The organism is Bradyrhizobium sp. CCBAU 21365 (genome assembly GCF_015291305.1).
GTDB classification, from domain to species: Bacteria; Pseudomonadota; Alphaproteobacteria; order Rhizobiales; family Xanthobacteraceae; genus Bradyrhizobium; species Bradyrhizobium elkanii.
Window position 1 is genome coordinate 5229769 of the sequence record NZ_CP030036.1, and the last position, 13451, is coordinate 5243219.

Below are 13451 nucleotides of genomic sequence, written 5' to 3' on the forward strand. Positions count from 1 at the left end.
ACTTGATTGGATTTTCGAGCCCCTTATAGTCCGCGGCGCCCGCGGCGCAAGCGCCGCCCGGAGCCTCGTTTCCGATCAATTCGGAACGAAGCTCCAGAATGTTGTTTTGACGCGTTTTCTTTGTGCGAACCGGTGTCGGCTTCGCTCGAAAACGCCCTGATCACGAGTTGCACATATCCGCCATGGCCATACGCACCCGCAAACTGCTCGGAACCATCTTCCTGCTGATCCTGGTGGTGGTGTGGTCGCTGCTCGGCATGACGGTCGCCCAGACGCCGTGGCTTGCCAATTCGGGGCTGCTGCAGGCGATCTTCTACGTCGTCGCGGGCCTCGGCTGGGTGCTGCCGGCGATGCCGATCGTCGCCTGGATGTCGCGGCCCGACCGCGCCTAAATAACGCTCTGGTTGCGCGCGCTGCGCGTCGGCCGCACCGGCGCGAACATCACGCCCGACAGCAGCACCCGCATCATCCGCAGCGAGCGCACGCGGCCGTCCCATGCGATGCGCGGCAGCGCGTGGAGGTTGGTGCGGCCCTGCGCCTCGACGACCCCGGAGATGGTCGACACCGCGCTGGCAAAGCCGGCCTCCTCGGCCATCACGACATGCGGACGGCCGAATGCTTCGCGGTCCCCGAAGGGGAATGCGAAATGCCTGACTTGCCGCCGCAGCGCGCTCTCGGCCACCGCCTTGCCCATCGCCATCTCGCGCTGCGCGTCGGCATCCCTGAGGCTCGACAGCGCCTGATAGTTCACGGTCGCACTGCCGAACGTCACGTTCGGATCGGCCGCAAGCTTCGCCAGATCCTGCCAGTCGAGTGACGCATTGCGTGACGATTGGGCCGCGTCGGCCGAATAGCGCCTGGCGAGATCATTCAGCGCGTAGGACAGGTCCGACGGCGGCAGCTTGCGCAGCCAGCCGGACAGGAAATCGAACAGCTCGTATTTGTCCGAGAGATTTGCAATCGCGAAGTGCCGCTCCCGGCCATCGATCATCATGCTGATGCGGTTTTCGCGCGCGATGATCTCCTCCAGCACCAGCCACCACGCCACGCCGACGCCATCGGGAAAGGCCGTCGGGAGATAGAGCGCGAAGGGAACGCCGTGCCTGGCGAGCACCGGCCAGGCATGGGTGACGATGTCCTTGCTGGCGCCGTCAAAGGTCAGGCAGGCAAAGCGCCGACGCTCCGGCAAGGTCACCGCGCGGCGGCAAGCCTCGTCGATCCCGACGATGTCATACCGCCAGCGCTTCAGCGCGCGGATCGTGCGATCGAGGAATGCCGGCGTGATCTCCTCGGACTTCAGCGGCTGAAACCGGCCGCGTCGCGCGGGACGAACGCGGGCGAAGCGCAGGATCACCCCGGCGCCGCCGCTCTCGCGTTCCCGCAGCCTGAAGGCGCCACTGAAATACGCGAGCTCCATCCGGGCCCGTCGTAAAATCCCGCTGTCCGGCGCCAAGATCCCCGTCCTCGTCAGGCGGTTCCCGCGCACCGCCGCGGCATTGTTCTTACTCTTTGTTGACATTTCCCTGCGAAGGTCGGCCCCAGCCGAGAACTGTAAATTAATACCCTAAAATTTCGGATTCCGAGATGACCATGGCGGCGGCAATCGAAGGCCAGACGGCTGAGACGCGGGCGTGGCCGAACGCAATCCGCGTTGCCGGCGTCGACATCTTTCATGATCTCACCGCGGCCGAAGCGACTTGGCGCGGCTTCGAGACACCGCAGCACAGCTACACGCCCTATCAGCGGTTCGATTTCCTTGCCGCTTGGCAGCGCCAGGTCGGCGAGCGCGAGGGCCTGCGGCCCTTCATCGTCGTCGCTCATGACAGCGAACGCCGCCCGCTGCTGCTGCTGCCGCTCGCAATCGAGGCCCGCCTCGGCGCGAACTGCGCGAGCTTCATGGGCGGCAAGCATGCGACCTTCAACATGGCGCTGTGCGCGAAGGATTTCGCCGCCAACGCGACGGAAGCCGACATCGCGGCTTTGATCGGATCGATCGCCGAACGCTCCCGCGCCGATGCGCTCGTGCTCTGCCAGCAGCCGCTGCGCTGGCAGGACCTGCCGAATCCGCTGGCGCTGCTGGCGCATCAGCCTTCGGTCAACGACTGCCCGGTGCTGGCGATCGAGCCCGGCGCGGCACCGGCGACGCTGGTCAGCAACTCGTTCCGCCGCCGCCTCAAGGGCAAGGAGCGCAAGCTGCAGGCGCTGCCCGGCTATCGCTATTACGTCGCGAGCGAGAGCGCCGATGTCTGCCGCCTGCTCGACTGGTTCTTCCGCGTCAAGCCGCAGCGCATGGCCGAGCAGAAGCTGCCGAACGTGTTCGCCGAGCCGGGTATCGAGCAATTTGTTCGTGCCGCCTGCCTCGCGCCGCGCGCCGATGGCGAGGGCTATGCGATCGACATCCACGCGCTGGAGTGCGACGAGGAAGTGATCGCGATCTTCGCCGGCGTATCCGACGGCCATCGCTTCTCGATGATGTTCAACACCTACACGATGTCGGCCAATTCCAAGTTCAGCCCCGGCCTGATCCTGATGCGCGATATCATCGACCGCCATGCCGGCCTGAACTACCGCGCTCTCGATCTCGGCATCGGCTCGGACGAGTACAAGCGGCTGTTCTGCAAGGACGATGAAGCCGTCGTCGACAGCTTCGTTCCGCTCAGCCTGCGCGGCAAGCCGGCGGCCAGCGCGCTGTCGGCCATCAATCGCGCCAAGCGCGCGGTGAAGCAAAATCCGGCGCTGTTCGAGATTGCCCAGAACCTGCGCAGCATGTTCCGCTGAGCGTTCAGCTCGCCGCGTCGCCCTGCTCTGCGCCGCCATTCGGTACGCCGAGCCGCTTCATCGCGTCGAACAGCAATGCCGCGGCGGGTGACAGCGCACGCTTGCGCAGCTTGATCAGGCCGTAATTCTCCAACAACAGCCTGTCGCGCAGGCGCAGCACCTTGAACCGCTGCGGATCGACCAGATCGAACACCAGCATGGGGACGGGCACGATCGCGTCGATGCCCGCGGCAATTCCGACCGAGGCGAAAAACGACTCGGTGTTGATGACCCGGCGCGGCGGCGTCACGCCGCGGCTCATGAACAGCCTCTCCAGCGCTTGGCGCATGAAGGATTCGCGCGGCTGGCAGATCCATTGCTGGTCGGCCATGTCCTCCAGCTCGACCGTCTCGCGGCCGGCCAACGGATGCTCCGCACGGACGAGCAGCACTGCCTCCTCCGCGCCGATCTCAAAATAGTCGAACTGCCGGGGATCGATGCCGGCGGGAATCCTGGCGACGACGAAATCGAACTCGAGCGCCAGCAGTCTCGTGATCAATGGCGGGCTGGTGCTGACATCGAGCGAGATGTTCACCCGATTCAGCTTCTCGCCGAGATACTGGATCACGTCGACGACGAGGTCGATGCTCGGCTTGGCGACTGTTCCAACGGAGACAGTGCCGAGCTCACCGGATTTGTAGCCCGCGAACTCATCGGTGACCTGGTCGAGATCGGCGAGCACGCTCTTGCCGCCACGGATCAGGATCGACCCATAGGCCGTCGGTTCGACGCCGCGCGCCGTGCGCTCGAACAAGGGAACCCGCGCCAGCGCCTCGATTTCGGCGAGCATCTTCGATGCAGCGGATTGGGTGATGTTCAACCGCTCGGCGGCGAGCTGCAACTTGCGCTCATTGTCGAGAGCGACCAGCAGGCGCAGCTGGCGCAGTTTCAGATTATTGATCACAGCCCGCCACCATCCTGCCCGGCAAGAGCCTCTTCCGTTCCGATTAAACCGGAACAGGGCTCCAGATTCTGCTTTGAGGCGTTTTCTTGGCGCGAACGAGCAGCCACTTCGCTGGAAAACGCTCCAGGGTTCCCGCGTTTATACCGCGGTGCATCATGACAGTTTCGCCGTGGCTCCATTCCCAAATGCCATTAGTCACGCGGCAGTCGATTACACAACAATGAAGAAGACTTGCAAGAGCAACGCGACGAACCGCTGCGGGTGCGCCAGGTGCCGCCCCGAACAGCGCAGGGATCGTCTGTCGATTCGAAAAACAGGAAGGGATGGGAACGATGAGCGACGATGTCGAGAAGCGCGCGATCGGAAAGATGATGCGGCGGCTGATTCCGTTCCTCATCCTGTGTTACTTCGTGGCCTATCTCGATCGCGTCAATGTCGGCTTCGCCAAGCTGCACATGAACGCGGCGCTCGGCCTCAGCGAGGCCGCCTACGGGCTCGGCGCCGGTCTGTTCTTCATCGGCTACTTCTTCTTCGAGGTGCCCTCCAACATCCTTCTGGAACGGTTCGGTGCACGGCGCTGGATCGCCCGCATCATGATCAGCTGGGGCATCGTCTCGGCCGCATTTGCCTTCATCCCGCAGATGTCTGCGGCGAGCGGCCTGTCGAGCGAGTGGATCTTCTACTTCCTGCGCCTCCTGCTTGGCGCCTGCGAAGCCGGCTTCTTCCCCGGCATCATCTTCTATCTGACGCTCTGGTTCCCGTCGGTGTACCGCGCGCGCGTCATCAGCCTGTTCATGCTCGCGATCCCGATCTCGAGCATCATCGGGGCGCCCATTTCGGGATTGCTGCTCAACCTGTCGGGCGCCGGCCTGACCGGATGGCAGTGGCTGTTCGTTTGCGAGGCACTGCCATCGGTCCTGGTCGGCTTCGCTGTCCTGACCTTCCTTCCCGACTTTCCGCGCCAGGCCAGCTGGCTGCAGCTCGACGAGGTCAAGTGGATCCAGACCACCCTTGAGCGCGAGCGGCAGCAAACCGAGGCCGTGGAGCATATTTCCGTTCTGCAGTCGCTCACCGACTCGCGGGTCCTTGCCTGCGCCTTCGTGTATTTCTGCCTCAACGCGGCAAGCTACGGCGTCGCCTTCTTCCTGCCCACCATCATCAAGGCGTTTGGCGTCACCGACACCCAGACCGGCTTGATCGCGGCCCTGCCCTTCGTGTTCGGCGCGGTCGGCATGGTGCTGCTCGGCCGCCATTCCGACAAGACCGGCGAGCGGCGATACCATGTGGCCGGCGCGCTGACGCTCGCCGCCGTCGGCATCGGCCTCGCCGGGCTGGTGTCGAATCCGATACTGATCGTCGCTCTGCTCTGCCTTGCGCAAATCGGCGTGTCGGCAGTGCCGCCGATGTTCTGGCCGATGCCGGCCGGCATCCTGACCGGCGCCTCAGCGGCGGCAGGCATTGCCGCGATCAACTCGCTCGGCAACCTGTCGGGCTTTGCCGGCCCATTCGCCGTCGGCTATCTGAAGGACCTGACCGGCAGCTTTACGGCGGGGCTGCTGCTGCTCGCCGTGATGGGACTGATCGGCGCGCTGGTCACGATCAGGCTGCGGATCGATCCGGTGCTCGAGCGAACCGCGCGCCAGCCGATGATGGCGCACTAGGCATCGGGCGCCTGCACCGGAAGGGAACGGCGCCTGTAATGCCCGTCACTTGCCGGCGGCCGCTTTGCTCGCGGCCGCCTTGGCGACCTCGCGGATACAGGCGATGAAGATCTCAGCGGTCGGGCCCAACGTGCGGCCTTTCAACGTGACGATCGCGGCCGAGACGGCGGCCGCTCGCGGAAGCTGAACCGGAAGCACCTTCAGGCCGAGATCGCCGCCGGCAAACCGCGCGACCGAGCCCGGCAGCACGGTGATGAAGCGGCCGGTCGCGGCGAGCCGGCAGCACAAATGAAGCGACAGCGTCGTGACCGGCGCGCTTGGCATCTGCATTCCGGCTTCGCGAAACATCTCCGCCACCGCGGAACCGGGAAAGGTGTCCGGCGGAGGCAACACCCAGCGCTCGTCTGCGAGGTCGGCCAATTCGAGCCTGGATGCACGCGCCCATTTGCTTCGCCTTCCCGCGACCACGACGCGCCGATCATCGAGCAAGGGCTCGACTGCCAGGTCCGTCTCGTCAAACGGCGTCGGCGTCCATCCAAGCAACAGATCGATGTTGCGCTCGCGCAGTTCGCGGTAACGCAGATCGCTGAGAACGGTCTGCGCGACATTGATGCGGATGCCGGGGTGCCGCCGCGTGAAGCGGTCGATCGCCGCCGGAAGCAAGCCCGCTGCGATGCTCTCCGTACTGCCGATGCGCAACTCCCCGACGCTGGGATCTGCCAGAAACTCGAGCTCCTGCAAGCCCTGGGTAAGCTCGTCGAAGATCGAGACCCCGCGTCGCACCAGAGCATGGCCATAGGCCGTCAGTTCGATGCCGTTACGGCAACGATCGAACAGCCGAAGTCCGAGCGCGTGCTCCATGTCGCTGACCGCCCGCGATATCGCCGGCTGCGACACTGCGAGCTCCGCGGCAGCCTTCGCCATGCTGCCGCGCTGCGCGATGACGAGCAGGATGTGCAGGTCGCGCAGCTTGATCCGGCGTCGGGCACGCTCGATGTCCTGCATCAGCGATCCTTACCAAAACGGTTATGGACGCCTCAGACACTAGCATTGGACGTTTATCCCCGCCTCACGCATCCTCCGCGCGCGATGACGCAGATCGTCGCGCCCCGGACGGCGCGGCTCCACGACCATGGAGGCATGCATGTTGACCCGTCGCGACGTCCTGACCGCGTCAGCGGCCGGTGCCGCGCTCGCCGCCGCGGGCCTGGTCCGGCCAGTCGCCGCGCAGCCCCGCCTGAAGACCGCCCATATCCTGACCGGCTACACGCCCGGATTGCCGGACGCCGTCGCAAGGCTCGTTGCCGGGCAGATGAAGGATTATGCCGACTCCATCGTCGTTGAGACGCGGCCCGGCGCCAGCGGCCGGATTGCGATCGAGACCGTGAAGAACGCCGAGGCCGATGGATCGGTCATGCTGCTCGCGCCGCTCGGGTTCATCGCGCTGTTTCCGCACACCTACAAATCGCTCGCATACGCACCGCAGGACTTCACGCCGGTCTCGACCGTCGGCTCATTCGCGACGCTGCTGGCGGTCGGCCCGAAAGTCCCGAACGACGTCAGGAGCCTCGCCGACTTCGTCGCCTGGTGCCGCGCCAACCCGACGCAGGCGACCTACGGCACGCCGGGCGTCGGCACCACGCTGCATTTCATCGGTGCGATGCTCGGCCGGACCGCGGGCTTCGACTATCTCCACGTGCCCTATCAAGGCAGAGGGGCGGTTCAGGATCTCCTGAAAGGCGAGATCGCATCGGCGGTGATGCCGATCGACAGCCTGCTGGGCCAGGTCCAGTCCGGACAGCTTCGCGCTCTGGCGACGACCGGTCCCAGCCGTCTCAAATCTCTCCCCGATGTGCCGACGGTGGCGGAAGCCGGTTACCCCGCGCTTCAGGACGTGACCTGGTTCGGCATCTTCCTGCCGGCGAAGACGCCTCCGGCAATCGTCGCGCAACTCAACAGCGCGATCCAGGCGTCACTGCGCACCGAGGAGGTCAAGTCCGGCATGGCCAAACTGTCGATCGACGTCGACGCAATCGCGATGAATGACTTTGCCCGACTGCTCGCCACCGAATCCGATCGCTGGAAAGGGATCGTGCGCGCGACCGGATTTACCCCGACCGGCTGACGGTGGCGGTCAGGCGGCCACCACCCGCGGGCCCCTCACGGCCGCTTCCGACGCCGCGCAGGGCTTGCTCAGCATCGTCACTTCGGCGAAGCCGACCGCCGTGAGTTGCTCGATCATCGAGTGGCGAGCGTCCTGCGCCATGGCGGCGTCCGGCACCACGACCGCCTGCGCCTTCGCGGTCAGCAGTTCGGCCGGCAGGTCGACGGCCGAACCGGCGTCGAGCAGCACGTGATCGTAGACCCTGAGCAGCGCGTCGATCGCAAGTGCGAGCCGCGGCGACTGCAGATGCGAGCGATCGAAGCCCGGACGCCCGGCGCTGACGATCTGAACACGCGACTGCCGATCCTTGGTGATGATCTGCGCGAAGGTCGCCTCGCCCTGCATCAATTCGGCAAGGCCGGGCGCCGCGGGATCGACGGTCGCCGACGTCAGCACCGGCGAGGACGCGACGAGATCGACGACGACGACCTTGGCCTGGCGCGCCATCAGACGCGCCAGCGTCAGGGCGGTCAGCGTAACGCTCTCAGCCGCGGCCGGGCCGAGCACGGTGACCTTGTGGGCGGCGGGACCGGCAGCGACGAGGCGCTCGGCGAGCTCATCGATCTCGTCGGCGGCCTCGGCGGACGCAGGCTGCGGCTCAGGTTCATGGGCAGCCGCAGGCTCCAGCGGCAATTCGGGCTCCACCGCCGGCTTCGACACGACCGGCGACGCGAGCGCCGGTTCAGGCGGCAGCGCCGGCGCGGTCTGGTCCGCCGTTGCGGCATCCATGACGGGCTCGCGGCGCCTGATCACGGCGGCCGCCGGCGCGAAGGCGCGGCCAACCGCACCGGGCGCGGAGATGCGCAGCAGCTCACCCGTGATGATGATGCCGGACGACAGCAGCAGCGTCGCCAGCGTCGCGATCAGCACGATCGGCAGCTTCTTCGGATAAGCCGGCGTATTCGAAACCGAGGCGCGCGAGATGATGCGGCCGTCGGTCGGCGCGGCCTCGATGTTCTCGCGCGCCGTCGCTTCGCGATACTTGGCGAGATAGGCCTCCAGCAGGTCGCGCTGCGCCTTGGCTTCACGCTCCAGCCCGCGCAGCTGCACGTCCTGGCTATTGCTCGACGACGCCTGCTTCTTCGACTGGTCCAGGCTCGCCTGCAGCGCCATGACACGGCCATCGGCGACGCGGGCGTCATTGTCCAGCGAGCGCGAAACCTTGCCGGCTTCCTCACGCAATTGCCGGTCGAGATCGGCGATCTGCGCCTTCAATTCCTTGATGCGCGGATGGTTGTCGAGCAGCGTCGAGGACTGCTCGGCGAGCTGCGCGCGCAGCGTGCCGCGCTGTTCGGCGAGCCGGCGGATCAGCTCGGAGTTGAGCACCTCCGACGCCTCGATCGGCTTGCCGCCCTGAAGCATCTCGCGGATCAGCCGCGCCTTGGTCTCGGCATCCGCCTTCAGCGCGCGGGCATTGTTGAGCTGCGTGTTCAGCTCACCCATCTGCTGGTTCGACAGCGGGATGTTGTTGGTGCCGACGAACAGGCTCGACTTCGAGCGGAATTCCTCGACGCGCGAATCCGCATCCGCGACCTTGGTGCGCAGCTTGTCGATCTCGCCGAGCAGCCAGGTGCTGGCGGATTTGGCCTGGTCCTGCCGCGCGGCCTGCTGCAGCACGAGATAGCCGTCCGCGATCGAATTGGCGACGCGCGCCGCGAGCTCGGGATCCTCGGACTGGAATTCGATCACCATGACGCGCGACTTGTCGACCGCAAAAGCCTGGAAGCGCTCGTAATATGAATCAAGCACCCGCTCTTCCGGCGTCAGGCTGAACGGGTCACGGCCGATGCCGAACAGCGCCAGCAGTGACTTCAGCGGCGAAAAGCCCCGCAGCACCGGATCGAACTCCGGACGCTCGGCCAGCTTGTTCTTCTTGATGATGTCGCGCGCGAGATCGCGCGACAGCAACAGCTGCACCTGGCTCGTCACCGCCTCGGCGTCGAGCGAGGTCCGCTCCAGGTCGCGCTCGCCGTTCGGACGCAGGAAGGCGTTCTCGCGATTGTCGATCAGGATTCGCGCTTCCGACTTGTAGCGCGGCGTCACGACGTTGACCGCGGCAAGCGACAGCGCGAACACCAGCACCGACGGCACGATGATCCAGCCGCGCTTGCGCGCCAGCGCGCGGCCGAGCACGTGCAGGTCGAGATCGGCCGCCTCCGCCGGACGCGCCGGCTTGTCAGGCGCAGGCTTGTCAGAAGCAAGCTTGGGCGCAGCCGCCTTCACGACAGCTTCGTCGGCGACGGGCGCAGACTTCGGCAACGCCCGTTGCACGACGGCCTTATCCTTGCCTCTACGCCAGAATGCAAAACGCATAACAAACCCCCGCGGATACCGCGACTCCATCTCAATGGGGCGATTACAGTCCATTAAGGTTGCCGCTGGGTTAATCGGTGGGGTTGACGGGCATGGCCGCCACCACCCGCCCCGTCATTCTTTGTTAACCATGGGTGCCGTTAATCGGAGCCGATATTGTCGCGGGATTCCTTGCATGCGCGATCTGCGCGCTCCCCTTATTTGTCTGGTCGCTGCGCTCGTGCTGTCGGGGTGCATGGGCCGAACGTCGCCGGTCGCCGGCGACCCCGGTCTCGAACCGATGGCGTATGCTGCGCCCGTGGCCTATGCCGATCCCGCACCGACGCGCGAGGGCTATAATCTCGGCCCCGGCGACAAGCTCCGCGTTGTGGTCTATGGCCAGGAAGGGCTCACCAACGCCTATGCGATCGACGCCGCGGGCGCGATCACCATGCCGCTGATCGGCTCGGTGCCGGCGCGCGGCCGCACCCCTGCCAGGCTTGCCGCCGAGATCACCGCACGGCTGCGCAACGGCTTCATCCGCGAGCCGTCGGTCGCGGTCGAGATCGAGGCCTACCGGCCGTTCTTCATCCTCGGCGAGGTCCAGGCCCCCGGCCAGTATCCCTATGTGCCCAACATGACGGTCGAAAGCGCGGTCGCGATCGCCGGCGGCTTCTCGCCGCGCGCCAGGCGCGACGAGGTCACCCTCACCCACACCGATGCATCGGGCGCGGGCCGCTTCGTCGCTCCGCTGGGCACGCCGATCGGCCCGGGTGACACCGTGTTCGTCGGCGAGCGCTGGTTCTGATCGATGGCGCAGGATCAAACCCAGCAACCGCCGCTCCGCATCCTGCATGTCGTCCGTGCCCCGGTCGGCGGCATCATTCGTCACATCCTCGACGTCGCCAACGGCCAGATCGAACGCGGCCATCATGTCGGCATCGTCGCCGACAGCCTGACCGGCGGCGCGCGGGCCGACGCGGCGCTTGCCGAGATCGAGCCGCGGCTCAAGCTCGGCGTCCACCGCGTGGCAATACGCCGCGAGCCGCGCTTCGCCGATTTCATGGTCTGGGCCCACATCGCCGGCCTGATCCGCAAGCTGAAACCCGATGTCGTGCACGGGCATGGCGCCAAGGCCGGCGCCTATGTCCGGCTGCGGCGGCGGTCGAGCAAGGTGATCCGGGTCTACACGCCGCATGGCGGCTCGCTGCACTACCCGCTCGACACCTGGAAGGGCCGCTTCTACAGCCAGCTCGAGCGCACCCTGATGAACAGCACCGACCTGTTCCTGTTCGAGAGCGCGTTTGCCCGCGACACCTATCAGCGCACCGTCGGCAAGCCGGCAGGCCTCGTGCGCTGCGTGTTCAACGGCGTCACCGCGGAGGAATTCGAACCGGTCCCCGGCGCCGACGATGCCACCGACGTGGCCTATGTCGGCGAGTTCCGGCGCATCAAGGGCGCCGATCTCCTGATCGACGCGGTGGCGAAGCTGCGCGCCGAAGGCAAGCCGGTGACGCTGACGCTCGGCGGTGACGGCGAGGAATTCGAGCGCCTCAAGGAGCAGGTGAAGCGGCTGTCGCTCGGTGAGGCCGTCCGCTTCATCGGTCACGTCAAGGCGCGCTACGGTTTCTCCAAGGGCAACCTGCTGGTGGTGCCCTCGCGCGGCGATTCGATGCCCTATGTGGTGATCGAGGCTGCCGCTGCCGGCGTTCCGATGATCGCCGCCGACGTCGGCGGCATCCCGGAGATCTTCGATACCCACACCGACGCCCTGTTCGCGCCGAGCAATGCCGGCGCGATGGCCGATGCGATCAAGGCCGCGCTGGACAACCCCGCCGCGACCACGGCGCGCGCCGCGAGACTGCGCGAGCGCATTTCGGAACATTTCTCGCAGGGCGCAATGGTCGAGGGTGTGCTGGCCGGCTACCGCGACGCATTTGCCAAACGTTAACCACTTCTTGCACACGTAACCGTTTCTTCCGATTTGTCCCCTTAAGTCACGTCCGGGGGAATTTTAGTGCTGCGCGCGGATGCACATCTGCATGCGCAGGAATGGACGTGGACTCGTGGAACCGTTTAACGCACGCTCGATGCTGGATGCGGCAGCGTCTGCGACGGCCGCTCAGCCGCAGATCGAACGGCGCCGGCGCCTCTCGCCGGCCGCGCTCGCCGTCACCAACCAGAAAGTTCGCAGCGCCTACTCGCCGGTCGTGATCGCCGGCGTGGTTCGCCTCGCCGACTTCGTGCTGCTCAGCCTGGTCGGCGTCGGGCTCTATCTCGCTTATGTCAGGCCGCTCGCCGGCGGGATCATTCACTGGGGATACATCGCATCGATCCTCGGCATGTCGGCTGCCGCCGTTGTCTGCTTCCAGGCCGCCGACATCTACCAGGTGCAGATCTTCCGCGGCCAGCTGCGCCAGATGACGCGCATGATCTCGTCATGGGCCTTCGTGTTCCTGCTGTTCATCGGCATCTCCTTCCTGGTCAAGCTCGGCGGCGAGGTCTCGCGGGTCTGGCTGTCGTCGTTCTTCTGCGTCGGCCTTGCGGTCCTGATCGCCGAACGGCTGCTGCTGCGATCGATGGTGCGCGCCTGGGCGCATGACGGCCGGCTCGACCGCCGCACCATCATCGTCGGAGCCGACCACAACGGCGAGCAGCTGATCGAGGCGCTGAACGCCGAGGATGATTCCGACATCCATGTGCTCGGCGTGTTCGACGACCGCAATGACGATCGCGCCACCAATACCTGCGCCGGCTCACCGAAACTCGGCAAGATCGATGACATCGTCGAATTCGCCCGCCGCACCCGCGTCGACCTCGTGCTGTTCGCGCTGCCGATCTCAGCGGAGACCCGCATCCTGGAAATGCTGAAGAAGCTCTGGGTGCTGCCGGTCGACATCCGCCTGTCGGCCCATACCAACAAGCTGCGCTTCCACCCCCGTTCCTATTCCTATATCGGCAAGGTGCCGACGCTGGATATGTTCGAGGCGCCGATCACCGACTGGGATCTGGTGCTGAAATGGCTGTTCGACCGCGTAGTCGGCGGCCTGGCCCTGGTTGCGGCGCTGCCGGTATTGGGACTGGTGGCGCTCGCGGTGAAACTCGACAGCCCCGGCCCGGTGCTGTTCCGCCAGAAGCGCTTCGGCTTCAACAATGAGCGGATCGACGTCTACAAATTCCGCTCGCTCTACCATCACCAGGCCGACCCTACAGCTTCCAAGGTGGTGACCAAGAACGATCCGCGCGTCACCCGCGTCGGCCGCTTCATCCGCAAGACCTCGCTCGACGAATTGCCGCAACTGTTCAACGTGGTGCTGAAGGGCAATCTGTCGCTGGTCGGCCCGCGCCCGCACGCCGTGCAGAGCAAGCTGGAAAACCGCCTGTTCGACGAGGCGGTCGACGGCTACTTCGCCCGCCACCGCGTCAAGCCCGGCATCACCGGCTGGGCGCAGATCAACGGCTGGCGCGGCGAGGTCGACACCGACGAGAAGATCCAGAAGCGCGTCGAATATGATCTCTACTACATCGAAAACTGGTCGGTGCTGTTCGACCTCTACATCCTGCTCAAGACCCCGTTCTCGCTGCTGACCAAGAGCGAGAACGCGTACTGAGA

11 protein-coding genes are annotated in these 13451 nt (G+C 65.8%); 7 read left to right on the forward strand and 4 right to left on the reverse strand.

Translation table 11 applies throughout. The features are described from left to right. Window positions 1–182 precede the first annotated feature (182 nt). Window positions 183–392: a DUF2842 domain-containing protein gene (locus XI02_RS24085; protein WP_016844954.1), complete on the forward strand. Its 210-nt coding sequence runs from the start codon at window positions 183–185 to the stop codon at window positions 390–392. On the opposite strand, the gene XI02_RS24090 is transcribed toward XI02_RS24085, so the two are convergent. After that, window positions 389–1417 (reverse strand): polysaccharide deacetylase family protein, encoded by a 1029-nt coding sequence (locus tag XI02_RS24090; protein WP_016844955.1) that lies wholly within the window; start codon window positions 1415–1417, stop codon window positions 389–391. The genes XI02_RS24085 and XI02_RS24090 overlap by 4 nt on opposite strands. Window positions 1418–1584: 167 nt before the next feature. Between XI02_RS24090 and XI02_RS24095 the strand changes: the two genes are divergently transcribed. After that, entirely contained in the window at window positions 1585–2778 is a 1194-nt protein-coding gene (locus tag XI02_RS24095) for a GNAT family N-acetyltransferase (protein WP_016844956.1), read from the forward strand. A 4-nt stretch (window positions 2779–2782) separates the two neighbouring features. Here the strand turns inward: XI02_RS24095 and XI02_RS24100 are convergent, their stop codons facing one another. Next, entirely contained in the window at window positions 2783–3721 is a 939-nt protein-coding gene (locus XI02_RS24100) for a LysR family transcriptional regulator (protein ID WP_016844957.1), read from the reverse strand. Window positions 3722–4044: 323 nt separating this feature from the next. On the opposite strand from XI02_RS24100, the gene XI02_RS24105 reads away from it, so the two are divergent. Further along, the gene (locus XI02_RS24105; RefSeq protein WP_018271888.1) at window positions 4045–5382 is read left to right on the forward strand and encodes an MFS transporter; all 1338 of its coding nucleotides are present in this window, start codon (window positions 4045–4047) and stop codon (window positions 5380–5382) included. Window positions 5383–5427: 45 nt separating this feature from the next. Here XI02_RS24105 and XI02_RS24110 read toward each other — a convergent pair whose 3' ends face one another. Next, window positions 5428–6387, reverse strand: a complete 960-nt coding sequence (locus tag XI02_RS24110; RefSeq protein WP_018271889.1) for a LysR family transcriptional regulator — start codon at window positions 6385–6387, stop codon at window positions 5428–5430. A 139-nt stretch (window positions 6388–6526) separates the two neighbouring features. Between XI02_RS24110 and XI02_RS24115 the strand changes: the two genes are divergently transcribed. Continuing rightward, a complete protein-coding gene (locus tag XI02_RS24115; RefSeq protein WP_041482866.1) occupies window positions 6527–7507 on the forward strand; it encodes a tripartite tricarboxylate transporter substrate-binding protein in 981 nt (326 codons plus the stop codon). Window positions 7508–7516: 9 nt separating this feature from the next. Here XI02_RS24115 and XI02_RS24120 read toward each other — a convergent pair whose 3' ends face one another. Next, the gene (locus tag XI02_RS24120) at window positions 7517–9859 is read right to left on the reverse strand and encodes an exopolysaccharide transport family protein (protein WP_018271891.1); all 2343 of its coding nucleotides are present in this window, start codon (window positions 9857–9859) and stop codon (window positions 7517–7519) included. 175 nt (window positions 9860–10034) lie between these two features. Between XI02_RS24120 and XI02_RS24125 the strand changes: the two genes are divergently transcribed. The 3 genes from XI02_RS24125 to XI02_RS24135 all read left to right on the forward strand — a co-directional run bounded on the left by XI02_RS24125 (window position 10035) and on the right by XI02_RS24135 (window position 13449). Then, the gene (locus tag XI02_RS24125; RefSeq protein ID WP_026192830.1) at window positions 10035–10646 is read left to right on the forward strand and encodes a polysaccharide biosynthesis/export family protein; all 612 of its coding nucleotides are present in this window, start codon (window positions 10035–10037) and stop codon (window positions 10644–10646) included. Between the two features lie 3 nt (window positions 10647–10649). Further along, complete coding sequence (locus XI02_RS24130) at window positions 10650–11789, forward strand: glycosyltransferase family 4 protein (RefSeq protein WP_018271893.1); 1140 nt, start codon at window positions 10650–10652, stop codon at window positions 11787–11789. Window positions 11790–11904: 115 nt separating this feature from the next. Beyond that, complete coding sequence (locus XI02_RS24135) at window positions 11905–13449, forward strand: undecaprenyl-phosphate glucose phosphotransferase (RefSeq protein ID WP_026192831.1); 1545 nt, start codon at window positions 11905–11907, stop codon at window positions 13447–13449. The last annotated feature ends 2 nt before the right edge of the window (window positions 13450–13451 follow it).

Coding starts and splice junctions, on each gene's coding strand:
- XI02_RS24085 (WP_016844954.1), top strand. CDS start 183: ATGGCCATACGCACCCGCAAACTGCTCGGAACCATCTTCCTGCTGATC.
- XI02_RS24090 (WP_016844955.1), bottom strand. CDS start 1,417: ATGGAGCTCGCGTATTTCAGTGGCGCCTTCAGGCTGCGGGAACGCGAG.
- XI02_RS24095 (WP_016844956.1), top strand. CDS start 1,585: ATGACCATGGCGGCGGCAATCGAAGGCCAGACGGCTGAGACGCGGGCG.
- XI02_RS24105 (WP_018271888.1), top strand. CDS start 4,045: ATGGGAACGATGAGCGACGATGTCGAGAAGCGCGCGATCGGAAAGATG.
- XI02_RS24110 (WP_018271889.1), bottom strand. CDS start 6,387: ATGCAGGACATCGAGCGTGCCCGACGCCGGATCAAGCTGCGCGACCTG.
- XI02_RS24115 (WP_041482866.1), top strand. CDS start 6,527: ATGTTGACCCGTCGCGACGTCCTGACCGCGTCAGCGGCCGGTGCCGCG.
- XI02_RS24120 (WP_018271891.1), bottom strand. CDS start 9,859: ATGCGTTTTGCATTCTGGCGTAGAGGCAAGGATAAGGCCGTCGTGCAA.
- XI02_RS24125 (WP_026192830.1), top strand. CDS start 10,035: ATGCGCGATCTGCGCGCTCCCCTTATTTGTCTGGTCGCTGCGCTCGTG.
- XI02_RS24130 (WP_018271893.1), top strand. CDS start 10,650: ATGGCGCAGGATCAAACCCAGCAACCGCCGCTCCGCATCCTGCATGTC.